Genomic DNA, 23,320 nt, shown 5'->3' on the forward strand with positions numbered 1-23,320 from the left:
TCTGTCTTGAAAAATTCCTTTTGAATATGCAGTTTTACTTAGAAAAACTGAAAGCTATATATAGACTTATAATACATAACAGTAGATTGCTAAAAAGTGTAATCCTGCCCCTAGTAGCACAAAAACATGCCAAATTGCGTGGGTATATCTTACCTTTTTTAAAGCATAAAACAATGTGCCGATGGTATAAGCCAACCCGCCTGCAACTAAAAGTTGTATCGCATCTTTACTCAGATAACGTTGCATATCATCCATCACCAAAATCGCTAACCAGCCCATCAATAAATAAGCTGCCAAGGAAATCTTCTGAAAGCGATGGATAAAGACCAGTTTAAAAAGAGTGCCGATGAGGGCAATCACCCATAGTGCAATCAGTAAATAATGGGCTTTGGCGGTTGGAATCGCAATACTCAGAAATGGCGTATAGGTGCCTGCAATCAAATAGTAAATCGCAGTATGATCCAGTTTTTTATACCAATAGCGCTTACGTTCATCCACAGCAAAGTGATACAGCATAGAACTCGCAAGCAAGAGGACTAGGCTAAAGCCATAGACCCATAGACTCATCCATTGGCCTAAGGGGAGAGAATGTCCCTTAATGATAAGAAAAATTGAAGCAATTAGGGCAAGGACAGCACCCAGCCCATGACTATAGGCATTAATCAGTTCTTCTTTTGGGTCATAGTCCAGTAGTGTTTTTGAGTTCATCAAGCGATCAGGTTGCATAAAAATACAACTGTATCGTAATGCAATTTCCCTTTTAAAGTAAGACGCTTTAAAATTTAGTTTCTATTTGTCAGGTTTTCATTATGTTTGCGCCGAATTTTTCTTTTGAACAAGAACAGCAGTTTTTCTTGGATATCCAGCAATCTATTGAAAATAAAAGCTTTGATCGCCTGATATTGAGTCAGTACAAAGGCGATTTGGCACAATTAGAAAAAATGACTTTTCGTATGATCGAGTTGCAGGGACAGGCAACATTGTCCTGTTTGTACCATCACACCACGCAAGACATCACAAAAAACTATTCGATTACCGAAGGTCTGGAAAAAATTGCTGAATTGTTGGCACAATCTAAACAGGCAAATTTATTTACCTTGAATCAAGACATACAACTTAAGAAAAATAAAAAGAAAGCGATGTTGAATAGCCAGAAAAAACAGGCAGCAACAGACAAGGTTGAACAACAGCAGCATAATCGTGAAAAGCAGCGTTATGTGCAACAGCAAAGCCCATTCTTAAAACATCTTGGTATTACCGATGAAAAAGGGCAGATCGTGCCAAGCATGGCGCGAAAATGGAAACAGATTAATAAATTTATTGAAATCTTTTCCAATGCCTATGAGCAAATCGATGCTTCACAGCAAGAATTAAATATTGTCGACTTTGGTTCAGGTAAAGGCTATTTAACTTTTGCGTTATATGACTATTTGCAAGCACAACAGAAAACGCCTTTAATCACGGGTGTTGAGCTGCGTTCGAATCTGGTGGAGTTCTGCCAGAATATTGCTGATCAGGTCGGTTTTAATCACTTAGACTTTTTTGAAGGCGATGTTCGTACCTATCATCCAGAAAAACTGGATGTGATGATTGCTTTACATGCTTGTGATATTGCGACAGATTTTGCCATTCATACAGGGATTCGCCTCAATGCGTCGATGATCATGTGTGCGCCCTGCTGTCATAAAGAGCTACGTCCGCAATTACAAAGTCCAGAGGTGTTACAGCCGATGCTTCAATTTGGTATTCATGCAGGCCAGCAGGCAGAGATGTTGACCGATACCTTGCGTGCTTTATTACTAAAAGCCTATGGCTATGAAACCAAAGTCTTTGAATTTGTATCTTTGGAACATACCAGCAAAAACAAAATGATTCTGGCGACCAAGCGCAAAGATATTCAGCAGCCTGATGCCAAAATTATGCAGCAGATTCAAGCGTTAAAAGCAATGTATGGCATTGAGAAACACAGTTTGGAATTGTTATTACAAGATCAAATGCCAGTCGAGAATATAGGTTGTAAGTGTTAATGACATTCGAGGGAAATATGCTGCGCGTTCAACAGGGAAGTTGGGATCAATTACAGCGTGATGCCAAATTAATTCGAGAGCAAGTTTTTATCGTAGAGCAAGCCATTCCAGAACAGGATGAATGGGATGAACAAGATGCGATCTCACAACACTTTGTGATTTATCATCAGGAGCAACCGATTGCAACAGCACGATTATTACAAAATAATAGTGTGGGGCGGGTTGCAGTCCTCAAGGCCTATCGAGGACAAGGGATTGGTCAAATGATCATGCAAGAGATTCTGGCTTATGCGCGGCAGCAACATCGCGCATTTCTTCATTTGTCATCGCAAGTGCATGCAATTTCATTCTATGAGCAGCTTGGTTTTGTAGTGCAAGGGGAGGAATATGATGAGTGTGGTATTCCACATATTGAGATGATCATGCCAATCACAGGAATGGTTTGACCTGTAAGATTGGCATCAATCGACTGTTCTGACTACTGCTTAGTTTGTGCAGGCACTTCTGAACTTGCAGGAGAGGCTTCCTGAGAAAGCTCTTTTTGTTGTTGTGCCTTACGCTGTGCCCCAGGCATGTAATCTGGTTCTTGGGTCATTGCTAAATAGAAAAAGCTTAAAAAAATGGTACTGAGCACCCCAACAATGATGACAAATTTCCATCCCAATACGGTTTCATTTGAATCTTTTTGTGGGGATGGTTGCTTATTCATAATAAATTCCCAAATAAATAAAAAAAATAAAAGCAGATTTTGCGCCTTTTTAGCCGCTGTTGCCAAGTATAAAAATAGGAATGTGAATAATAATGTTAGGTTAGAGAAAACTTTTAAAATAGAAAAATTCGAGGGAGATGTGAGACAGGATGAGCATGATCAGGCTTATCCTGTCTCAATATATTATTGATGATTCGACAAGGATTTAAAGTTTATTCCAGTCTTCGATGGCTTGTAAGCCAACGTCTAAGCCGACATCGTAGCTATAGCGGATTTTGGCCTTATTCTTGGTGAGTCGACCTGCCATATTTTTTAGATCAGGTGGGCAAACTTCCAGAATTTTTTGTCCTGATGGTGTGCGCACAAACTGAACCGAATCATTGTAGCGCTGTGTTCTGGACAATAGGCTCTGCGCAAAGCCATGATTTTGCTTGAATAAATATTTTGCAAGGAACTGATCGCCTTTACTACTGGCTTTATAGTAGTTTTGAGGACGGGTTCTTAACACCATCAATTTCGATACATCATGTTGTTGTGCAGCCCAAAGCACAGGCAAGGCATCTGCTACGCCACCATCGAAATAAGGTTCCCCAAATACCTCAACTGCTTGGCGCGTCAAGACAGGAATTGAGCTAGAGGCTCTTAGACCATCCAGAATATTGTCTTTGGAAGCTTTGATATAAGTGGCTTCACCCGTAATGGCGTGAGTGAGTACCATATAAAATTCAGGATGATTCGCAAATAAATGTGCCTGATTCAAAGGATGTTCGCTTTCCACGATATCCCACATCCATTTTAAATCGAGCAGATCACCGCCTTTGAAGAAACGGCCATAATGAATAAATTCGGTGCGAAGTGAATGATCTAAATAGATTTGAAGCGTGCGGCCTTGTTGTGCGGCCAGATAGTTGGCGACATTGGTTGAACCAGAAGAAACACCAACACAGAGATCGAAGGGATTAAACTGTTGCTGTAAAAATGCATCTAAGACACCGCTGGTGAATGCACCTCGCATTCCACCTCCTTCAACGACCAGTGCCTGACGATTTTGTTGAAGCATTGAATATCTCGAATAACATGATAAATCACTGTTTAACAGGATTTACCATGTTCGACAAGCATTTTAGTGATTGTGCTGATGTGTTTCCGTGCTGGTTTCAGACATCATTGACGATTGTGACATTTCAGACTGAGGTGCCACTTTATTTTTGTTCATTGGCATATAGTCTGGCTCATTATTCATGGCTAAATAGAAAACCACCATAAAAATGAAGCTTAGAATACAGGTGATAATTAATGCTTTCCAACCCCACGGTGAGGTTTCTGGACAGAGTTTCTCAGACATAAGATAGTTCCAAAGGACAAAAAATTAAAGCAAAACTGTTGGTGGTTATAGCATAAATCGTGATGTAATGCTCGAAAGTTTTGCTACGGCCCTGTTGAAACCAGAAAAAGCCCGTATAGACAACGAGTTCCATACGGACTGATATGCAATGCAGAGAGAACAAAATTATTGAATAATTTCTTTTCTCTGAGCAAAGTCTTTTAACAGTTGCGGTGGCACAAAACGTTCACCATATTGGCCTGCCAGTTGTTCTGCACGTTGCAATGATTGCTCAATTCCATTCTGATTCAGGAATTGAATCGCGCCACCAGTCCAAGGTGCAAAACCAATTCCAAAAATTGAACCGACATTAGCATCAATCACAGACTCTAAAACACCTTCTTCATAGCAGCGTAAAGTATCCAGTGCTTGTACAAACAGGAAGCGGTCAATCATATCCTGTTCAGTAATACTGTTGTCTTTCTGCCAGCGGCTGAGTCCATCCCATAAATGCTTTTTGCCATTTTCTGGATAGTCGTAGAAACCCGCACTCGCCGCTTTACCTTTACGGTTCAGCTCGTGAATCATGGTGTGTACCACTTCATCCACAGGAGTTTTTGGCAAATCTTTACCTTCAGCTTGCAATGCTTTACGGGTTTCACCAGCCACATGTTCAGTCAAAGTTAAAGAGACTTCATCCTGAATTGCGAGTGGGCCAACTGGCATACCTGCTTTCAGTGCAGCCATTTCAATTTTGGCAGGGTGAACGCCTTCTGCAAGTAAACGCATACCTTCCTGAATAAAGGTTCCGAACACACGGCTGGTAAAGAAACCTCGGCTGTCATTGACCACGATAGGTGTCTTGGCAATTTGCTGGACAAAGTCATAGGCTTTTGCCAATGTGTCCGCAGAAGTCTCTTTGCCTTTAATAATTTCGACCAGTTGCATTTTATCCACAGGACTAAAGAAGTGTAGGCCAATGAATTTCTTGGCATCTTTACTTGCCGTTGCTAAACCCGTAATTGGTAAGGTTGAGGTATTTGATGCAAAGATCCCACCTTCAGCTAAATATTGCTCAGCTTCTTGTGTCACTTTGGCTTTTAATTCCTGATTCTCAAATACCGCTTCAATAATCAAATCACAGCCTTGCAGATCTGCTGCATCAGCGGTTGCAGTAATTAGCGCTAAAACCTGATCACGTTTTTCTGCCGTCATACGACCTTGAGAAACGCGTTTATCGAGTAGTTTTTGAGAATAGGCTTTACCTTTCTCTGCATTCTCAACTGATACATCTTTGAGTACCACAGGGATGCCTTTGATTGCTGTCGAGTAGGCGATACCCGCACCCATCATGCCTGCACCCAATACACCCACTTTGCTGGCTTGCCATTTCGCAACATCCGCAGGTCGACTCGCACCTGATTTGATTGCATTCAGACCATGCCAGAAGGTACCGATCATATTCTTGGAAACTTGACCTACAGTAAGCTGGGTGAAGTAACGTGATTCGATACGCAAAGCGGTATCGACGTCGACTTGCGCACCTTCAACAGCGGCAGCCATGATTGCTTCAGGCGCAGGGTAGCAACCTTTGGTTTTGTCGCGCAGCATAGCTGGCGCAATGGCAAGTACTTGAGCCACAGCAGGCGTTTTCGGATCACCCCCTGGGATTTTATAGCCTTTAACATCGAAAGGTTGTTGCGATTTGGGATTGGCTTTGACCCAAGCAATTGCTTTGTCTAAAAGCTCTTGTTCATTTTCAGCGGTGTCATGAACTAAGCCTAGTGATTTTGCTTTATCCACACCAAACTGTTTGCCTTCCATCAAGAATGGAAACGCATTCTGTAAACCAAGCAGGCGAACCATACGGACAATACCGCCACCGCCAGGCAACAAGCCTAAAGTCACTTCTGGTAGACCAAACTTGGTTTTCGGATCATTGATCGCGATACGGTAATGACAGCCTAAAGCGATTTCCCAACCGCCACCGAGCGCCGTACCATTTAATGCGGCAACAACAGGAACCCCTAATGTTTCAATCGCACGTAAATCGCCTTTGAGTTCCTCAATCATTTTAAAGAATTCAGTAGCATGTTCTGGTTGCACCTGAATCAACTCATCTAGATCACCGCCTGCAAAGAAAGTTTTCTTGGCAGAACGGAAAATAATCCCTTTCAGATCAGTTTCAGTTTTGAGTTTTTGGCTAACTTCTTGGAGTGACTCACGGAATTCTGCATTCATGGTATTGGCAGATTGACCAGATGAATCAAGGGTAAGAATTACAATATTGTCAGCGTTTTTTTCGTATTTAATAGCGCTCATGTTGTGCTCCTTACACCAACTCAATAATAGTGGCGATCCCCATTCCACCACCCACACACAAAGTGGCTAGGCCACGTTTTTTACCTTGACGCTCTAATTCATCAAGTAAAGTTCCTAAAATCATGGCACCCGTAGCACCCAATGGATGACCCATGGCAATTGCACCGCCGTTGACATTGACTTTCTCGGCAGGAACTTTGAGCTCATTGATAAAGCGCATCACGACTGCGGCAAAGGCTTCATTGACTTCAAATAGGTCAATATCATCAATCGTTAAACCTGCTTTAGCTAAAGCTTTACGCGCAGCAGGGGCAGGGCCTGTCAGCATGATTGTTGGATCTGTACCCACCAATGCGGTTGCCAATACTTTGGCGCGTGGTTTTAAACCTTGTTCTTTGACTGCTTTTTCAGAAGCCAATAACACCACTGCAGCCCCATCAACGATGCCTGATGAGTTGCCTGCATGATGCACATGGTTAATTTTTTGCGCTTCAGGATATTTCTGTAATGCGACGGCATCAAAGCCCATTTGTCCCATCATTTCGAAGCTGGCATTCAGTTTTGCTAAACCTTCAACTGTGGTCGTACCTCGAATAAATTCATCTTTTTCTAAAATCAGCACCCCAGAATGATCTTTAATAGGCACCACTGATTTGTCGAAATAACCGTTGGCTTGAGCCGCGGCTGCTTTTTGTTGTGAACCGACCGCAAAAGCATCGACATCTTCACGACTATAGCCATCTAAAGTGGCAATCAGATCAGCGCCGACCCCTTGAGGAACAAAAGACGATTTTAAGTTGGTTTCAGGATCAAGTGCCCACGGACCACCATCGGAACCCATTGGAATACGTGACATCGATTCAACGCCACCTGCAACAACGACATCTTCCCAACCTGAACGGACTTTTTGTGCTGCCAAGTTGACAGCTTCTAAACCAGATGCACAGAAACGGTTGATTTGCACACCAGCAACATCATCATTCCAGCCAGCTGCAATCGCTGCGGTTTTGGCAATATCACCACCTTGGTCAGCAATCGGGGTGACGCAACCTAAAACGATATCATCCACTTTTGACGTGTCGAGCTGATGGCGTTGTTGTAATTCATTCAGCAATGATGTGAGTAAAGTAATCGGTTTGACTTCATGCAGTGAGCCATCTTTTTTTCCTTTTCCGCGTGGCGTGCGAATGGCATCAATAATGTAGGCCTCGCTCATAGGTTTTCCTTGTATCACCTTAAAATTGTTGTTTATCGAGTGTACTCAATTTAAGTGTCAGCGCAATGATGATAAACATTGGCAAGTTTGATGTTTTTCGCCAATCTAACGACTTGATTGAAAAATAGGTTTATCAATACACTAGCCAACCATAAATAAAATATATTGATTACATGAAATTCATTAATATTATTGGTACCACAGGTTCGGGTAAGTCTACGTTTGCCCGAAAATTGGCAGCCAAACGAAAATTACAAAACATCGAACTTGATAATTTACTCTGGCTGGATGATTGGCAAGAATCGTCAAATGATGCTTTATTTTTGAAGTTAAAAATCGCGATGGAAAATGCTGAGACTGGGTGGGTCATTGATGGGCTTTATACCCGTACTATTCCAATGATTATGGAAAAGGTAGATACCGTGATCTGGCTCGATTATCCCTTTCACATCAATTTATACCGTCTTACCAAGCGTACCCTAGGGCGAGTAATTAGCAGAAAGAAGTTGTGGGAAAATTCAAATAATCGAGAAAGTTTGAAATTGATGCTGTCTAAAGAATCTATTTTTATTTGGCTCATCAAATCGTATCCTAAAAATCGTAAGAAATATTCCGACTTAATGCAAAATCCAGCATATCAACATATTCAATTTATTCATTTAACTTCACCAAAACAGACGGAAGCATTTTTAAAGCAGATGAAGGCAGAGTGATGCATATCAAAACAAAAGCCCTGTGCTTGTTTAGGCATCAGGATAAAGTGTTATTGTCTTATGGTTATGACCCTGCTAAAGATGAAACTTATTTAAGGCCAATTGGTGGGGGAGTCGAGTTTGGGGAAACGTCTACGCAGGCAATTGCGCGAGAGGTTTTGGAAGAAATTCAGCAGCAGATTTACAAACCCCAATTATTAGGTGTGTTGGAGAATTTATTCACTTTCGATGGACAGCAAGGCCATGAAATTGTTTTTGTGTATGAAGCTGAATTTGTAGCTCCAGCAGTCTATGAGTCGATTGAAATATCGGGTTGCGAAACGGATGGTTCTACTTATATCGCTCAATGGTTGAGTCGGGAACAGATTGAACTGGAACAATATCCTGTTTATCCCAAAGGAATAGAGCAGTGGTTATTTAAATCCTAGTCTAGCTAGTTCGGTGTCGATTGATTTGATAAAGATAAGTGGAAGAACTGGTTATAGGGTGATTCAGCATATTCTGCAAACGCCGCGCCTTGAACAAAACCAAACTTTTTATAAAGGCTAATTGCAGCATTAAAGTGAGCATCTTTGCCTGTTTCTAAACTGACGCGTTGATATTGACGTTGCTGAGCAACTTTCAATAAATACTCCAGCAATTGCTTTGCAACACCTTGACGTAAATGGTTGGGATGAGTCCGCATAGATTTGAGTTCAGCATGTTGAGGTGTCAGTTCTTGAATCGCGCCACAGCCAAGAAGCAAATCGTTATTCCAAAGGGTATAAAAGCTTATAGAATCGTTTTGTAGATGAGAGAGATCTAATGCAAAACTATGTTCAATAGGTGTGTTCTGATGCAGGCCATGCAAATGGATGTGGATCAAATTTTGAACTTGGGGATGCGTGAAGTCACCTTTTTTTATAATCATTGTTGTTCAAGCTTATCGTAAAATTAGGCTTGATTATTACCATAATTTTAAACAAGTGTTCAACCATATCAGGCTGAACACCCGTTTGGAAACAATTAGCTATGATGTCCGTGCAACTGACGATATAAACCAGGGGTAACACCTGTCCATTTCTTAAAGGCACGGTGGAACGTACTGGTTTCACTAAAGCCGACTTGTTGTGCTACATCTTCAAGGGTGAGATTTGGAGTGAGCAATAAGTGAATCGCAGCATCACGACGCAAGGCATCTTTAACACCTTGATAGCTTTTACCTTCGGCAGCTAAACGACGACGCAAAGTTTGTGGTGATAAATACAACATTGCAGCAACATCGTTGAGTGTTGGCATTTCTTCGCCAATCTGACTCTTTAATACATCACGAATACGTGAGGTAAGTGAGTTGGTGTTTTTGAATTTCACTAATAGTTGTGCAGGTGCTGCTTTCAGGAATTCTTCTAAAGTCTTTTCATCTTGACGGATTGGCAGGTCAAGATAATCAGCAGCAAAGGTAATCTCTGTACGTGGCGCATCAAATTGCATCACGGGCGCAAAGAATAAAGCATCGTATTCATCGGCATGACTTGGGCGTTCATAACCAAAATGAACACGTTCTAAAGGTAAACGGCGTTCGATTAACCATGAAGCAAGACCATGCCAAATCATTAGCATACTTTCAGTAATGAAATGGTCGGGATCTAAAGCTTTAGGAATGTGGGGAACCAAACGCGCTTCATGCTTGTCGCGTTCTAGGCTGACCGCCCATTCATCACCAAACAGCTTGTAGAATTGAGATGAAAGTTCCAGTGCCTGACCCAATGTTTTGGAATGGATAATCAACTGGCACATGATCGCAAATGTACCCAAGCGACGAGGCTGGATATCAAAACCGACATGTTCGTCTTGAGTGACCATCCATAGCATTTTTATAAAGCGGGTATATTGCTCTGGGGAGATTCGAGCTTTCGGTTGACGGAGTAATTCTGCTTCTATACCGACATGTGAAAGTAATGTTTCAACGTCCATGCCTAGGCGTTTAACACCTGTTAAAGCCGCATTCACGAAGTGGATGCTGATCGTATCACGGCTCATATTGAATCCTTCAGTTTCTTTACTATTCACGATAATTGACCTAAATAACCGTCTAAAATATCAAATTGAGCAATTGACAAGAAAAATATCTGCTCATTGTATACATGTTAAATTGCCGAAACTATCAAGGTAAATGGCTGAACATGACATTGTTTTTGTGTTTCTTCACACCTAGTATAAAAGAAAATTTGAACAAATTGAGTAAAAATTATCATGCCATCTGCTCTAAAGGGATTGAAAGTCCTAGATTTTTCTACTTTATTACCTGGGCCATTTGCCAGTATGTACCTTGCGGACATGGGTGCAGAAGTTATCCATGTTGAATCTCCAACACGTCCTGACTTGGTACGGATAATGCCACCCTATGCGAACGGACAGGCCACTGCACATAGTTATCTCAATCGAAACAAGCAGTCGATTGCACTCGATCTAAAAGATGCAGCTAATATTGAACTGATTAAAACAAAAATTTCCGAGTTTGATATTGTGCTGGAACAGTTCCGTCCAGATGTCATGCGCCGTCTAGGACTGGACTATGAAACTTTAGCCGAGATTAATCCTCGTCTCATCTATTGTTCAATTACAGGATATGGCCAGACAGGTGCTTATAAAGATCGGGCAGGGCACGATATTAATTACTTGGCACTTGCGGGCATTTCTGGACATAGTGGCCGTCAGGATGGTGGGCCACCACCTTTAGGGATTCAGATTGCCGATGTGGCTGGTGGATCCCTGCATGCCGTGATTGGTATACTTGCGGCTGTCGTTGAACGCCAACGCAGCGGTCTGGGACAATATATTGATATTTCCATGACAGATTGTGTGGCAAGCCTCAATAGTATGGCTGCTTCCGCAAGTCTGGCAGGGCAGACACCGCAAGCGCCTGAGGCCGGCATGCTCAATGGCGCGAGTTTCTATGATTATTATGAAACCAAAGATGGCCGCTATTTCTCTGTAGGAAGCTTAGAGCCACAATTTATGGCTGGTTTGGCAGCTGTTTTAGAATTGCCTTTACTACTGGCAAAAGGTGCCTCTTTTGATCCAGAAGATCGTCAGGCGGTAAAACAGGCGCTACGAGATAAGTTTAAGACCCAGAATTTTTCAGAATGGCAACATTTGTTCCAGAGTCTGGATATTTGCGTAGAACCAGTTCTCAGTCTGGATGAAGCTTTGGATTCACCAATCGCTCAGCAACGCGACTGGGTTGTAGATGTCCCTGTATCTGAAAACTCGGATCAAACCGAAGCGCAATTGGCCTGTCCAATCAAGTTTTCTCGTTCTCAAATGAAGTATGCATTCATCGGTCAGGGGCTAGGTGAAGGCAAATGGTAGAAAATATGTGCGACTAATCACTGATTGTTAAAATATTGTACAGATTGTTAACATTTTGAATAAGTTGTAATTTAAAAATAAGAGTAACCTTTTATACACAATAACATAAAAGGTTACGTAAACATGACAATCTCGAAGTCATTGATTGTTTCTTGTTTATCCGTTCTATCATTGAGTCTTTTTGCACAACATACTCAAGCCGCTTCATCAGCCTTTGATCCGAATGGTCAATGGCTATTTGGTGATTGGAACGGTCAACGCACGGCGTTGCAAGAACAGGGTTACAAATTTTCTGCTGATTACACTGGTGAATTCGCAGGGGTTTTAGATTCTAAACAGCATTCAAGCCATGGCAGTGAATTTACTGGACAATTGGCTTTAGGTGCACATTTCGATCTAAATAAAATTTTAGGTTGGCAAGATACTGAAGCACAGATCACGGTCACTTATCGTGATGGTCAATCTTTATCGCAAACGGCTGATGCATTACAGGGCCATTTGAGTTCTACACAAGAAGTGTGGGGGCGTGGTCAAACTTGGCGTCTAACAGACTTGTGGATCAAAAAGAAATTTTTAGATCAAGCTTTGGATATTAAAGTCGGTCGTTTTGGCGAAGGTGAAGATTTCAACAGCTTTGACTGTGATTTCCAGAACTTGGCTTTATGTGGTTCGCAAGTGGGTAACTGGGTAGGCGACCAATGGTACAACTGGCCTGTGAGTCAGTGGGCATTGCGTGTGAAGTACAACTTACAGTCAGATCTATACGCTCAAATCGGGGCTTATGAATATAACCCTGAAAACTTGCAACGTGGTAAAGGCTTTAATTTAAGTACTGATGGTTCACATGGTGCGATTATTCCAGCCGAAGTGGTCTGGACACCAAAACTTGGTGCATTGTCTTTACCGGGTGAATATCGTTTCGGCTACTACTACAGTACGGCTGATGCAGCAGAAATTGAGAATCCTGCCAAAACTGGACACAAACAAGGGGGCTGGTTCACTGTGAAGCAGCAGTTAACCCGTCATGATGGTCAGTCTGATCGTGGTTTAACTGGTTTTGTGAATGTGACAGTACATGATTCAAAAACTAATTCTGTCAAAGACATGCAAAATGTTGGCTTGATCTATAAAGGTTTACTTGACCAACGTCCGCAAGATGAACTTGCACTGGGCGTAGCACGTATTCATGCCAATGATGATGCGAATGGTTTGTTGGATGAGGAATATAACACTGAGTTGTATTACGGCATTCACGCAACCAACTGGTTGACGATTCGTCCGAATATTCAATATGTCCACCATGTTGGCGCATTGAAAAATGGCGATAAGACATGGGTTGGTGGAATTAAGTTCCAAACCGTTTTCTAATTTCGATACTCGAGCAATTTTGCAGATGGTGTTCATAAAAACGGACTGTATCTGCAAAATACTTGTTGTGATTTGAACTCGACCATCCAGTCGCTCATGTATGCGCTGGATGGATCTAAAAATACAAAAGATGCAAGGTGATCTTATGAATCAATCTGCTTCAAAATCTGGGCTAAGAACATTGACGGTGATTATTATCGCCCTCATTGCGCTGTTCTTGCTCATTGGCGGTATCTGGCTCGCTGCCATTGGCGGGTCTTTTTATTATGTGATTGCAGGTGTGCTGTTGCTCATTGTGGCAGTACAACTCTATAAACGTGCATCAGGCCCTTTATGGGTGTATGCCGCGCTCATGTTAGGCAGTGTGATCTGGGGTGTTTGGGAAGTTGGTACAGACTTCTGGGCACTTGCACCACGTCTAGATATTCTGGGTATCTTGGGTCTTTGGTTACTTGTTCCTGCGGTAACACGCGGTATTGATAATCTGGCATCAAGTAAAGTGGCCTTATCTTCAACTTTAGCGATTGCTATCGTGGTGATGGTGTACTCGATCTTTAATGATCCACAAGAAATCAATGGTGTGATTCAGACGCCGCAACCTGCACAAGCGAAAGCGGTTGAAGGCATTGCGCCTGAAGATTGGCCTGCTTATGGTCGTAGTCAGGGTGGTGAACGTTATTCTCCATTGACACAGATCAATGATAAAAACGTCAAAGATCTTAAAGTGGCTTGGACATTACGTACCGGTGATTTCAGAACTGAAAATGATTCAGGTGAAACCACTAACCAAGTAACACCAATCAAGATTGGCAATAACATGTTTATGTGTACACCACATCAACATCTGATTTCGATTGATCCTGCGACAGGTAAGGAAAAATGGCGTTTTGATCCTAAGCTCAAAACGGATAAAACCTTCCAGCACTTAACTTGTCGTGGTGTGATGTACTACGATGCTGCCAATACCACTGAATTTGCAACCAGTTTACAAGCGAAGAAGTCGACCTCAACAGAGTGTCCACGTAAAGTCTTTGTTCCTGTGAATGATGGTCGTTTGGTTGCAGTGAATGCAGATACGGGTAAAGCATGTTCTGACTTTGGTCAAAACGGTGAAGTGAACTTACAAGAGTTCATGCCATATGCGTATCCAGGTGGTTATAACCCAACATCTCCGGGTGTTGTATCTGGTACGACCGTTGTTATCGCTGGATCTGTAACAGATAACCATTCGAATAAAGAGCCATCTGGTGTTATTCGTGGTTATGACGTGAACACAGGTAAATTGTTGTGGGTATTTGATACAGGCGCTGCTGATCCAAATGCAATGCCGGGTCAAGACACAACATTTGTGCATAACTCACCAAACGCATGGGCGCCACTTGCCTATGATGCAAAACTGGACATCGTGTATGTACCAACAGGTGTAGGTACGCCAGATATCTGGGGCGGTGACCGTACAGAATTGAAAGAGCGTTATGCAAACTCAATGCTGGCGATCAATGCAACCACAGGTAAACTGGTATGGCATTTCCAAACCACACATCATGACTTGTGGGATATGGACGTACCATCACAACCTTCATTGGCGGATATTCAGGATAAATCTGGTCAAACAGTGCCTGCAATTTATGTGTTGACTAAAACAGGTAATGCCTTTGTTCTAGATCGTCGTAATGGTCAGCCAATTGTACCGATTACTGAAAAACCAGTGCCACAAACAGTGAAGTGGGGACCACAAACCAAAGGTGAGTTCTATTCTAAAACTCAACCATTCTCTGACTTTAACTTAGCACCGAAAGATAAATTAACGGATAAAGACATGTGGGGTGCCACAATGTTTGACCAGTTAATGTGTCGTGTGAAATTTAAACGTCTGAACTATGATGGTATTTATACGCCACCTTCAGAAAACGGAACCTTAGTTTTCCCTGGTAACCTCGGTGTATTCGAGTGGGGCGGTATGTCTGTGAATGCTGATCGTCAGGTTGCAGTCATGAACCCGATTGGTTTGCCATTCGTGAGCCGTTTAATTCCAGCAGATCCAAACCGCGAGCCAGTTGCGCGTGGTGCGGGTACAGAACAAGGTATGCAACCGATGTATGGCACACCATACGGCGTTGATATCAGTCCGTTCCTGTCTCCATTCGGTTTGCCATGTAAACAACCTGGCTGGGGCTATGTTGCTGGTGTGGACTTGAAAACCCATGATGTAGTTTGGAAAAAACGTATCGGTACCATCCGTGACAGCTTGCCAAATCTATTCCAGTTACCGCCAGTGAAAATTGGTGTACCAGGTTTAGGTGGTTCAATCTCGACTGCGGGTAACGTAATGTTCGTTGGTGCAACTCAAGATAACTACATCCGTGCATTCAATGTTTCAAATGGCGACAAGTTATGGGAAGCGCGTTTACCAGCAGGTGGACAAGCAACGCCAATGACTTATGAAGCCAATGGTAAACAGTACGTCGTGATTATGGCGGGTGGACATGGTTCATTCGGTACGAAAATGGGTGATTATCTCGTGGCTTATGCTTTGCCAGATAAGAACTAATTTCATTTAAAAATGATAGAGAAAAGCTCAGATTCGTCTGGGCTTTTTCTTTTTATGGCAATTAGATAGGCTTATCAATAAAACCGTTATTAAATATGCAAAAAAAGCATTTTGTTGATGAATGAAAGCTCGCTATGCTAGTCGCCTTTATAATGAATGACTAGCCATACGCCATGTATTTATATACGGATTTCGATCAACAACTGATTAACCAACGTGTTGCTCAGTTTCGTGATCAAACAGAACGCTATTTAGCAGGAAAATTAACAGAAGACGAATATCGTCCACTACGTTTGCAAAATGGTTTATACGTGCAGCGTTATGCGCCAATGCTCCGTATTGCTGTGCCGTATGGCTTGATGAATACCAAACAACTCAGAAAAATTGCTGAAATTGCGACGGAATATGACCGTGGTTATGCCCACGTTTCAACGCGTCAAAATATTCAGTTGAACTGGCCTGCATTAGAAAATGTGCCTGATATTCTTGCTGAACTGGCAACAGTGCAAATGCATGCGGTACAAACTTCAGGTAACTGTATCCGTAATACCACCACCGACCAGTTTGCGGGTGTTGTAGCAGGCGAGATTGCTGATCCACGTCCAACGTGTGAATTGATTCGTCAGTGGAGTACTTTCCATCCTGAATTTGCGTTCTTACCACGTAAGTTCAAGATTGCAGTTTCAGCATTGCAAGAGAAAGACCGTGCTGCAACAGCATTCCACGATATCGGTGTTTATCTGGTTCGTAATGACGCGGGTGAAATGGGCTATAAGATCATGGCTGGCGGTGGCTTAGGCCGTACTCCAATCATTGGTAGCGTCATTCGTGAGTTCTTGCCACGCGAAGATTTAATTGCTTATCTTGAAGCGACCTTACGTGTATATAACTTGCATGGTCGTCGTGATAACAAATACAAAGCACGTATCAAGATTTTGGTGAAAGCATTAACACCAGAAGTATTTGCTCAAAAAGTAGAAGCTGAATTTGAACACACGCGTGAAGCTTTGAAAATTCAACCTGAAATCTTGAAAAAAATGGATGAAGAATTTACACCATTTGATTATCAAGATCTGGAAGATCAAGATTTTACGGCTTTATTTGCTGAATATCCTAAATTCAAGCAATGGTTCAACGTCAATACCAACGCACATAAAGTGAAAGGCTATCGTATTGTTACGATTTCCCTGAAACGTGCAGGGGTTGCGCCGGGTGATGTGACTTCTGAAGAAATGAACTTAATTGCTGATTTGGCGGATAAGTACACCTTTGGTGAGTTCCGTACCACACATGAACAAAACATTTCATTGGTGGATGTACCACAAAAAGATTTATTTGAATTGTGGCAAACTCTTGAACATCACAACATGGCACGTGCGCATATCGGCTTTATTACCGATATCATTTGCTGCCCAGGTGGTGATTTCTGTTCATTGGCGAATGCGAAATCAATTCCAATTTCAGAAGCAATTAGCCGTCGTTTTGAAGATTTAGATACCATCTATAATCTTGGTGAGCTTGACTTGAATATCTCAGGTTGTATGAATGCTTGTGGTCACCACCATGTCGGTAATATCGGTATTCTGGGTGTGGATAAAAAAGGTGCTGAGTTCTATCAAATCACTTTAGGTGGTCATGCGGATCATGATGCATCTTTAGGCGATATCTTAGGCCCATCTTTTGCTGCCGATGCCGTACCTGATGTGATTGAGGAAATCTTGAATACTTACCTTGACTTGCGTAATGAAGGTGAGCGTTTTATTGATACCTATCGCCGTGTTGGCATTCAACCATTCAAGGAGCGTGCTTATGCTTAATACATCGCTACAAGTGCTTTCTAAAGATGGCACAATTGCAGACAATACTTATCAAGTCATTGCAGAAGATGGTGCGCTTCCACAAGGTGATGTTGTATTAACAACGGCACAACTTGATCAATTGGCACAGGTACAAGGCAAAAAAGCATTGTACATTACAGTAAACGATTCACCTGAAACCCATCAATTTCCACTAGATGAGTTTGATGCAATCTTCATTGAATTTGCGGGTTTCAATGATGGTCGTGGTTATTCATTTGCTGCCTTATTGCGTCGTCAAGGCTACCAAGGTGAATTGCGTGCGGTCGGTGATATCTTTAAGGATGTTCTAAATTATTTAAAACGTTCTGGCTTTGACACTTTTGTGGTGAAAGAAGGAAAGGATATTCATGAAGCCGCTGCTGGTCTTCAGGATTTTACCAATCCTTATCAGGCGTCAACTGCCGTACCTCAAGCAAGTTATCAGACGGGGGCTTAAGCCTTCTGAAATAAAAAAGCTGAACTTTGGTTCAGCTTTTTTATTTGATGTCGATTATTCATCGAGCTGACAATTGATCATCCATTTGATCCCGAACTGATCGGTAAAAGCGCCGTAGAGTGCACCCCAGAAGGTTTTTTCCAAGGGCATTTCAACTTGACCATTGACGGACAAGGCATCGAAAAGTCTTTGAGCATCCTCAAGTTCATCAGGATCTAGATTAATAGAAATATAATGATTGTTGCCTTGGGTAAATACACTATGCGGGGTACAGAATTGATCGTTGATATCCGAAGCCATCAATACGGTAAATTCATTGATGGGTAGGGAAACATGTAGAATCAAGTTTTTATCAGCATCAGAAAGTGTGATTCCTTCTGTGGGTGGCATATCACCATAACGGCTGAGCATGGCAAACTCACCGCCAAATACAGATTTATAAAAATTAAATGCCTGTTCGGTTTGTCCTTTAAAATTTAAATAATGATTGAGTTGCATGGGGGACGTCCTGTTGTTTTTTTATACAAAATATAACTTATCGGGAATTGCGCTATAGGTGCATTATTTTTTGTAATTCTCAAAACAAAAAATCCTGCGCTTGGCAGGATTTTTAAGTTATCAAATTGATACTTAGATCAATTCAATTGCAACCGCTGTTGCTTCACCACCACCGATACACAACGCTGCAACACCTTTTTTGCCGCCTGTGCGTTTAAGTGCATGAATCAAAGTAAGAATGATACGAGAACCTGTAGAACCTACAGGGTGGCCCAATGCACAGGCACCGCCATTGATATTCACTTTTTCTGCATCTAATTTGAAATCATCAATTGGGCACATGGTAACCATTGCAAATGCTTCATTGATTTCCCAAAGGTCAACCTCTTGTGCATCCCAGCCCGCTTTCTTCAATACTTTTTCAATCGCGCCCACAGGTGCAATGGTAAACTCAGAAGGGTGTTGTGAGTTTGACGCAGTTGCAATAATTTTTGCCAAAGGCTGTAAGCCACGTTGCGCTGCAACATCACTAGACGTTAAGACCAGTGCAGATGCACCATCTGAAATTGAGCTGGCATTTGCTGCTGTAATCGTACCGTCTTTTGCAAAAGCAGGTTTAAGTGAGGGGATCTTGTCAATTTTTGCACTAAGCGGTTGTTCATCTTGGTCGACAACCACATCGCCTTTACGCGTTGAAACCGTTACAGGCACGATCTCATCTTTAAAATAGCCTTCAGTGATTGCTTTTTGTGCGCGGTGTAAAGAACGAATTGCGAAGTCATCCATTTGTTCGCGAGTATAACTACGTTGATTTGCCATGTCCTGAGCAAAAGAACCCATCAAGCGACCAGTTTCAGCATCTTCCAGACCATCTAGGAACATATGATCTTTAATTTCACCATGGCCCATACGGTAGCCACCACGTGCTTTGGGAAGAACGTATGGTGCATTGGTCATTGATTCCATACCACCAGCAACGACGATGTCTGCACTACCAGCCTTGATCATATCTGCTGCTTGCATCACCGCTTTCATGCCAGAACCACACAGCTTATTAATGGTGACTGCACCTGTAGAATCTGGTAATCCTGCCTTACGCATTGCTTGACGAGCTGGGCCTTGTTTGAGACCAGCAGGTAATACGCAACCCATGATGACTTCTTCCACATCAGTGGGTTGTAGGCCAGAACGGGCAATTGCTTCTTTAATGGTTACTGCACCTAATTCAGGCGCTGTTACGCCAGAGAGTGCACCTTGGAAGCCGCCCATTGCAGTACGAGCGCCATTAACAATTACGATGTCAGTCATTATGTGTCTCCACACTTATAATTTATAAAAAATGTTCCAAACTTAAGCAGTATATTAAAAAAAGAACTGGAATAAAGCGTTTTACTTTTTTTAAGCTAGACTGAGGAGTTTTTAACAGCTGGATATTTTCTCAAAGCGAATATTTCCCATGCGGCTTAAGCGTATTTTACTGTGATAGTCAGGTGACGTTGAACAATAGGTAAAGCTACCATTTGCAGCAAAGGGGAGTCCATTTTCTCCCTGAAAAATGATCGCATAGGGCGTCGCACCAAAAGCACTATAATGTAGATGACCATATTTGAGATTAAGTGATACGGCAAAGAGTAAAGGTTCATTGTGATCTCGTTTTCTATTCTTATTGGTGTCAACGAAGCCGATAAAGCCCTTATTCCAGTCTTTGCTACAGTCAATCAGGTCATTACTTGGGCACAGCATCACATTTTTATGGTAAAGCTGTGCATCGGTTTTTGCTTTTTGTATGTGAATTGTGAGGTTTCTTTTTAAGTGATTTGCTTCACCTGAAACCATTAAGTCGCGAAAATATGGTAGGGCGATATAGCTAAGAATGGCCAGAATACTGATAATGATAAGCAATTCACCCAATGTAAATCCATGTGGTCTAAACATGTTTTTCCTGTCTATTTTTATTAACTTTTTTATTAACAATATGTTAAGCATAAACGTTATTTGTTTTAATAAAAAACACTAACAAATAAGTTAAATATTACTTAAACATAGATTGATAAACAATAATCTATTCGCCGATGTATGAAAATTGAAAATTTACGGAACTACAACGGAAATTGTAAGCAATTTTGTCAATAATTTACGAGGTTAAAGTTATCAAGCACTTGGAAAATTCATCAAGTGTTTGTATGATTCAAAGTGAAGTGAATGGCTTAAAAATAATGTTGTAGAACATTAATGTTCTCAGTACGAAAAATCATAGGCTGAGCTTACACAACAAACAATTGTTATCTCTGGAGGATATCCATGAAATTGAGTCGTATTGCACTTGCTATGCTTGTTGCTGCTCCTTTAGCTGCTGCTAATGCTGGCGTAACAGTAACTCCATTAATGCTTGGTTACACATTCCAAGACACTAAACACAATAATGGTGATAAGCATTTAACAAATGGTCCTGAAATTCAGGATGATTTATTCGTTGGTGCTGCATTAGGTATCGAGTTAACACCTTGGTTAGGCTTTGAAGCTGAATATAACCAAGTTAAAGGTGATGTTGACGGTACTGTTGCTAACGCTGAATACAAACAACAACAAATCAACGGTAACTTCTACGTTACTTCTGATTTGATCACTAAAAACTACGATAGCAAAATCAAGCCATATGTATTGTTAGGTGCTGGTCACTACAAATATAAATTTGATGATGCTACTGCTGCTGAATTCGGTCGTGCTGGTCGCGGTTTGAAAGAAGAAGGTACTTTAGGTAATGCTGGTTTTGGTGCTTTCTGGCGCTTAAACGATGCTTTGTCTCTTCGTACAGAAGCTCGTGGTACTTATAACATCGATGAAGATTTCTGGAACTATACAGCGCTTGCTGGCTTAAACGTAGTTCTTGGTGGTCACTTGAAACCTGCTGCTCCAGTAGTAGAAGTTGCTCCAGTTGAGCCAACTCCAGTTGCTCCACAACCACAAGAGTTGACTGAAGACCTTAATATGGAACTTCGCGTATTCTTCGATACGAACAAGTCTGACATCAAGCCACAATACAAGTCTGAAATTGCTAAAGTTGCAGAGAAGTTAGCTGAGTACCCGAATGCGACAGCTCGTATTGAAGGTCACACAGATAACACTGGTCCACGTAAGTTAAACGAACGTTTATCTTTAGCGCGTGCTAACTCTGTTAAATCTTCACTTGTAAACGAATACAATGTTGATGCATCTCGTTTGTCTACTCAAGGTTTCGCTTGGGATCAACCGATTGCTGACAACAAAACTAAAGAAGGTCGTGCTATGAACCGTCGCGTATTCGCTGCGATTTCTGGTAGCCGTACTGTTCTAGTACAACCAGGTCAACAAGCTCAATAATTTGAGTTTTTGAACTGAATAAAAAAAGCGACTCGTTAGAGTCGCTTTTTTTATGGATAAAACGATGAGGTCGTATTGGTCAAGAAAATGGCTCATCATATTTAAAAGTACAATAAGCTGGGTTTAACTTCGTATGTTGTGTAGGAATTATTTAGCTTTATTGAAAAGATTTTGATAGCTTGTTAAAATTTTGATTAAAAAGTGATAAGCTCTCACAGCTTTGTTAGGTGTTGTTAAATTAGAATTTTCTAAGCTTTTTGAAGAGAAATAAATCGTTTTCAGTGGCTGCTGACTAAAATGTTATTAAATACTTGGAAAATTGATCAGGTATTTGTATGATTTAACATAAGGTGAATGACTGAAAAAGATACAACAAAACTATTTCTCAGCATTCAAAAGCTATTAGCGTTTAGAGAACAAACAATTTTTTGTTTTTGGAGGATATCCATGAAATTGAGTCGTATTGCACTTGCTATGCTTGTTGCTGCTCCTTTGGCTGCTGCAAATGCGGGCGTAACAGTAACTCCTTTAATGCTTGGTTATACAATGTTCGATACAGAACATAACAACCGTGGTCATAAAGGTCAATTAACTCCAAGCCCAGAGCTTGAAGATGATTTATTTGTTGGTGCTGCGCTAGGTGTAGAAATTACTCCTTGGTTAGGTGCTGAAGTTGAATATAGCCAGATTAAAGGCGACACAAGCACAAATAATGATTACAAAGGTCGTAACATTGCAGGTAATGCTTATGTTACTTCTGATTTGATTACTAAAAACTACGATAGCAAAATCAAGCCATACGTATTAGCTGGTGCTGGTCACTACAAATACGAAGGTGATGATATCTATGGCGGTAAGCAAGAAGGTACATTAGCTAATGCTGGTGGTGGTGTATTCTGGCGCTTAAACGATGCTTTATCTCTTCGTACAGAAGCTCGTGGTACTTATCACTTTGATGAGAAATTCTGGAACTATACAGCGCTTGCTGGCTTAAACGTAGTTCTTGGTGGCCACTTGAAACCTGCTGCTCCAGTAGTAGAAGTTGCTCCAGTTGAGCCAACTCCAGTTGCTCCACAACCACAAGAGTTGACTGAAGACCTTAACATGGAACTTCGCGTATTCTTCGATACGAACAAGTCTGACATCAAGCCACAATACAAAACTGAAATTGCTAAAGTTGCAGAGAAGTTAGCTGAGTACCCGAATGCGACAGCTCGTATTGAAGGTCACACAGATAACACTGGTCCACGTAAGTTAAACGAACGTTTATCTTTAGCGCGTGCTAACTCTGTTAAATCTTCACTTGTAAATGAATACAATGTTGATGCATCTCGTTTGTCTACTCAAGGTTTCGCTTGGGATCAACCGGTTGCTGACAACAAAACTAAAGAAGGTCGTGCTATGAACCGTCGCGTATTCGCTGCGATCACTGGTAGCCGTACTGTTCTTGTACAACCAGGTCAACAAGCTCAATAATTTGAGTTTTTGAACTGTCTCGTCCTGAAATAGGTTGACACTTATTTCAAACAAACGCCTGATGCATTTCATTAGGCGTTTTGTATTTTAACGATAGATGAGGTCTACGA

At 41.6% G+C, this 23,320-nt stretch carries 22 protein-coding genes; 11 read left to right on the forward strand and 11 right to left on the reverse strand.

Annotated elements, in window-relative coordinates:
- Positions 1-66: 66 nt before the first annotated feature.
- Entirely contained in the window at positions 67-708 is a 642-nt protein-coding gene (gene trhA / locus EC846_RS00655; RefSeq protein ID WP_032811078.1) for a PAQR family membrane homeostasis protein TrhA, read from the reverse strand.
- A gap of 101 nt (positions 709-809) precedes the next feature.
- Between trhA and EC846_RS00660 the strand changes: the two genes are divergently transcribed.
- Both EC846_RS00660 and EC846_RS00665 read left to right on the forward strand, forming a co-directional pair.
- Positions 810-2,027 (forward strand): class I SAM-dependent methyltransferase, encoded by a 1,218-nt coding sequence (locus EC846_RS00660; protein WP_069579591.1) that lies wholly within the window; start codon positions 810-812, stop codon positions 2,025-2,027.
- Positions 2,028-2,044: 17 nt separating this feature from the next.
- Positions 2,045-2,473, forward strand: coding sequence for a GNAT family N-acetyltransferase (locus EC846_RS00665; protein WP_123773777.1), 429 nt, complete (start codon positions 2,045-2,047; stop codon positions 2,471-2,473).
- Positions 2,474-2,505: 32 nt separating this feature from the next.
- On the opposite strand, the gene EC846_RS00670 is transcribed toward EC846_RS00665, so the two are convergent.
- The 5 genes from EC846_RS00670 to EC846_RS00690 form a co-directional block, all read right to left on the reverse strand.
- Entirely contained in the window at positions 2,506-2,736 is a 231-nt protein-coding gene (locus EC846_RS00670) for a hypothetical protein (RefSeq protein ID WP_047429407.1), read from the reverse strand.
- 205 nt (positions 2,737-2,941) lie between these two features.
- Positions 2,942-3,796, reverse strand: a complete 855-nt coding sequence (locus EC846_RS00675) for a patatin-like phospholipase family protein (RefSeq protein ID WP_005259431.1) — start codon at positions 3,794-3,796, stop codon at positions 2,942-2,944.
- Positions 3,797-3,859: 63 nt separating this feature from the next.
- Entirely contained in the window at positions 3,860-4,081 is a 222-nt protein-coding gene (locus EC846_RS00680) for a hypothetical protein (RefSeq protein ID WP_047429412.1), read from the reverse strand.
- A 165-nt stretch (positions 4,082-4,246) separates the two neighbouring features.
- Complete coding sequence (locus tag EC846_RS00685; protein WP_123773778.1) at positions 4,247-6,382, reverse strand: 3-hydroxyacyl-CoA dehydrogenase NAD-binding domain-containing protein; 2,136 nt, start codon at positions 6,380-6,382, stop codon at positions 4,247-4,249.
- Between the two features lie 10 nt (positions 6,383-6,392).
- Entirely contained in the window at positions 6,393-7,598 is a 1,206-nt protein-coding gene (locus EC846_RS00690) for an acetyl-CoA C-acetyltransferase (RefSeq protein ID WP_123773779.1), read from the reverse strand.
- Between the two features lie 173 nt (positions 7,599-7,771).
- On the opposite strand from EC846_RS00690, the gene EC846_RS00695 reads away from it, so the two are divergent.
- Positions 7,772-8,311: an AAA family ATPase gene (locus EC846_RS00695; protein WP_123773780.1), complete on the forward strand. Its 540-nt coding sequence runs from the start codon at positions 7,772-7,774 to the stop codon at positions 8,309-8,311.
- Positions 8,308-8,739 carry an NUDIX hydrolase gene (locus EC846_RS00700; RefSeq protein ID WP_123773781.1) on the forward strand — a complete coding sequence of 144 codons (432 nt, stop codon included), beginning with the start codon at positions 8,308-8,310 and terminating at the stop codon, positions 8,737-8,739. Before EC846_RS00695 ends, EC846_RS00700 begins: the two co-directional genes overlap by 4 nt.
- Positions 8,740-8,744: 5 nt before the next feature.
- Here EC846_RS00700 and EC846_RS00705 read toward each other — a convergent pair whose 3' ends face one another.
- Both EC846_RS00705 and EC846_RS00710 read right to left on the reverse strand, forming a co-directional pair.
- On the reverse strand, positions 8,745-9,221 hold the full coding sequence (locus EC846_RS00705; protein ID WP_123773782.1) for a GNAT family N-acetyltransferase: 477 nt from the start codon (positions 9,219-9,221) through the stop codon (positions 8,745-8,747).
- A gap of 95 nt (positions 9,222-9,316) precedes the next feature.
- A complete protein-coding gene (locus tag EC846_RS00710) occupies positions 9,317-10,330 on the reverse strand; it encodes an AraC family transcriptional regulator (RefSeq protein WP_004775409.1) in 1,014 nt (337 codons plus the stop codon).
- A gap of 213 nt (positions 10,331-10,543) precedes the next feature.
- Here EC846_RS00710 and EC846_RS00715 point away from each other — a divergent pair, with 213 nt between their 5' ends.
- The 5 genes from EC846_RS00715 (at position 10,544) to EC846_RS00735 (ending at position 17,876) form a co-directional block, all read left to right on the forward strand.
- A complete protein-coding gene (locus tag EC846_RS00715; RefSeq protein WP_123773783.1) occupies positions 10,544-11,662 on the forward strand; it encodes a CaiB/BaiF CoA transferase family protein in 1,119 nt (372 codons plus the stop codon).
- Between the two features lie 144 nt (positions 11,663-11,806).
- Entirely contained in the window at positions 11,807-13,030 is a 1,224-nt protein-coding gene (locus EC846_RS00720; protein ID WP_171409958.1) for a carbohydrate porin, read from the forward strand.
- Positions 13,031-13,175: 145 nt separating this feature from the next.
- Positions 13,176-15,581: a glucose/quinate/shikimate family membrane-bound PQQ-dependent dehydrogenase gene (locus EC846_RS00725; RefSeq protein ID WP_004775406.1), complete on the forward strand. Its 2,406-nt coding sequence runs from the start codon at positions 13,176-13,178 to the stop codon at positions 15,579-15,581.
- Between the two features lie 173 nt (positions 15,582-15,754).
- Positions 15,755-17,398 (forward strand): nitrite/sulfite reductase, encoded by a 1,644-nt coding sequence (locus EC846_RS00730; RefSeq protein WP_004775404.1) that lies wholly within the window; start codon positions 15,755-15,757, stop codon positions 17,396-17,398.
- Positions 17,391-17,876, forward strand: coding sequence for a DUF934 domain-containing protein (locus EC846_RS00735; RefSeq protein ID WP_062846111.1), 486 nt, complete (start codon positions 17,391-17,393; stop codon positions 17,874-17,876). Before EC846_RS00730 ends, EC846_RS00735 begins: the two co-directional genes overlap by 8 nt.
- Before the next feature lie 54 nt (positions 17,877-17,930).
- Here the strand turns inward: EC846_RS00735 and EC846_RS00740 are convergent, their stop codons facing one another.
- From EC846_RS00740 to EC846_RS00750, 3 genes are all read right to left on the reverse strand, one after another.
- A complete protein-coding gene (locus EC846_RS00740) occupies positions 17,931-18,374 on the reverse strand; it encodes a VOC family protein (protein ID WP_123773785.1) in 444 nt (147 codons plus the stop codon).
- A gap of 132 nt (positions 18,375-18,506) precedes the next feature.
- Positions 18,507-19,682, reverse strand: coding sequence for a thiolase family protein (locus EC846_RS00745; RefSeq protein ID WP_004775399.1), 1,176 nt, complete (start codon positions 19,680-19,682; stop codon positions 18,507-18,509).
- 111 nt (positions 19,683-19,793) lie between these two features.
- Complete coding sequence (locus EC846_RS00750; protein ID WP_123773786.1) at positions 19,794-20,309, reverse strand: GspH/FimT family protein; 516 nt, start codon at positions 20,307-20,309, stop codon at positions 19,794-19,796.
- A gap of 366 nt (positions 20,310-20,675) precedes the next feature.
- Between EC846_RS00750 and omp38 (EC846_RS00755) the strand changes: the two genes are divergently transcribed.
- On the forward strand, positions 20,676-21,734 hold the full coding sequence (gene omp38 / locus EC846_RS00755) for an outer membrane protein Omp38 (RefSeq protein WP_005288871.1): 1,059 nt from the start codon (positions 20,676-20,678) through the stop codon (positions 21,732-21,734).
- A gap of 447 nt (positions 21,735-22,181) precedes the next feature.
- The gene (omp38, locus tag EC846_RS00760) at positions 22,182-23,210 is read left to right on the forward strand and encodes an outer membrane protein Omp38 (protein WP_047429445.1); all 1,029 of its coding nucleotides are present in this window, start codon (positions 22,182-22,184) and stop codon (positions 23,208-23,210) included.
- The last annotated feature ends 110 nt before the right edge of the window (positions 23,211-23,320 follow it).

Origin of the sequence: Acinetobacter sp. BIGb0102 (genome assembly GCF_003815055.1) — a bacterium.
Taxonomy (GTDB): Bacteria; Pseudomonadota; Gammaproteobacteria; order Pseudomonadales; family Moraxellaceae; genus Acinetobacter; species Acinetobacter vivianii.

Coding starts and splice junctions, on each gene's coding strand:
- EC846_RS00680 (WP_047429412.1), bottom strand. CDS start 4,081: ATGTCTGAGAAACTCTGTCCAGAAACCTCACCGTGGGGTTGGAAAGCA.
- EC846_RS00745 (WP_004775399.1), bottom strand. CDS start 19,682: ATGACTGACATCGTAATTGTTAATGGCGCTCGTACTGCAATGGGCGGC.
- EC846_RS00740 (WP_123773785.1), bottom strand. CDS start 18,374: ATGCAACTCAATCATTATTTAAATTTTAAAGGACAAACCGAACAGGCA.
- EC846_RS00710 (WP_004775409.1), bottom strand. CDS start 10,330: ATGAGCCGTGATACGATCAGCATCCACTTCGTGAATGCGGCTTTAACA.
- EC846_RS00690 (WP_123773779.1), bottom strand. CDS start 7,598: ATGAGCGAGGCCTACATTATTGATGCCATTCGCACGCCACGCGGAAAA.
- omp38 (WP_047429445.1), top strand. CDS start 22,182: ATGAAATTGAGTCGTATTGCACTTGCTATGCTTGTTGCTGCTCCTTTG.
- EC846_RS00725 (WP_004775406.1), top strand. CDS start 13,176: ATGAATCAATCTGCTTCAAAATCTGGGCTAAGAACATTGACGGTGATT.
- omp38 (WP_005288871.1), top strand. CDS start 20,676: ATGAAATTGAGTCGTATTGCACTTGCTATGCTTGTTGCTGCTCCTTTA.
- EC846_RS00695 (WP_123773780.1), top strand. CDS start 7,772: ATGAAATTCATTAATATTATTGGTACCACAGGTTCGGGTAAGTCTACG.
- EC846_RS00735 (WP_062846111.1), top strand. CDS start 17,391: ATGCTTAATACATCGCTACAAGTGCTTTCTAAAGATGGCACAATTGCA.
- EC846_RS00670 (WP_047429407.1), bottom strand. CDS start 2,736: ATGAATAAGCAACCATCCCCACAAAAAGATTCAAATGAAACCGTATTG.
- EC846_RS00705 (WP_123773782.1), bottom strand. CDS start 9,221: ATGATTATAAAAAAAGGTGACTTCACGCATCCCCAAGTTCAAAATTTG.
- trhA (WP_032811078.1), bottom strand. CDS start 708: ATGAACTCAAAAACACTACTGGACTATGACCCAAAAGAAGAACTGATT.
- EC846_RS00665 (WP_123773777.1), top strand. CDS start 2,045: ATGCTGCGCGTTCAACAGGGAAGTTGGGATCAATTACAGCGTGATGCC.
- EC846_RS00750 (WP_123773786.1), bottom strand. CDS start 20,309: ATGTTTAGACCACATGGATTTACATTGGGTGAATTGCTTATCATTATC.
- EC846_RS00685 (WP_123773778.1), bottom strand. CDS start 6,382: ATGAGCGCTATTAAATACGAAAAAAACGCTGACAATATTGTAATTCTT.
- EC846_RS00730 (WP_004775404.1), top strand. CDS start 15,755: ATGTATTTATATACGGATTTCGATCAACAACTGATTAACCAACGTGTT.
- EC846_RS00675 (WP_005259431.1), bottom strand. CDS start 3,796: ATGCTTCAACAAAATCGTCAGGCACTGGTCGTTGAAGGAGGTGGAATG.
- EC846_RS00660 (WP_069579591.1), top strand. CDS start 810: ATGTTTGCGCCGAATTTTTCTTTTGAACAAGAACAGCAGTTTTTCTTG.
- EC846_RS00715 (WP_123773783.1), top strand. CDS start 10,544: ATGCCATCTGCTCTAAAGGGATTGAAAGTCCTAGATTTTTCTACTTTA.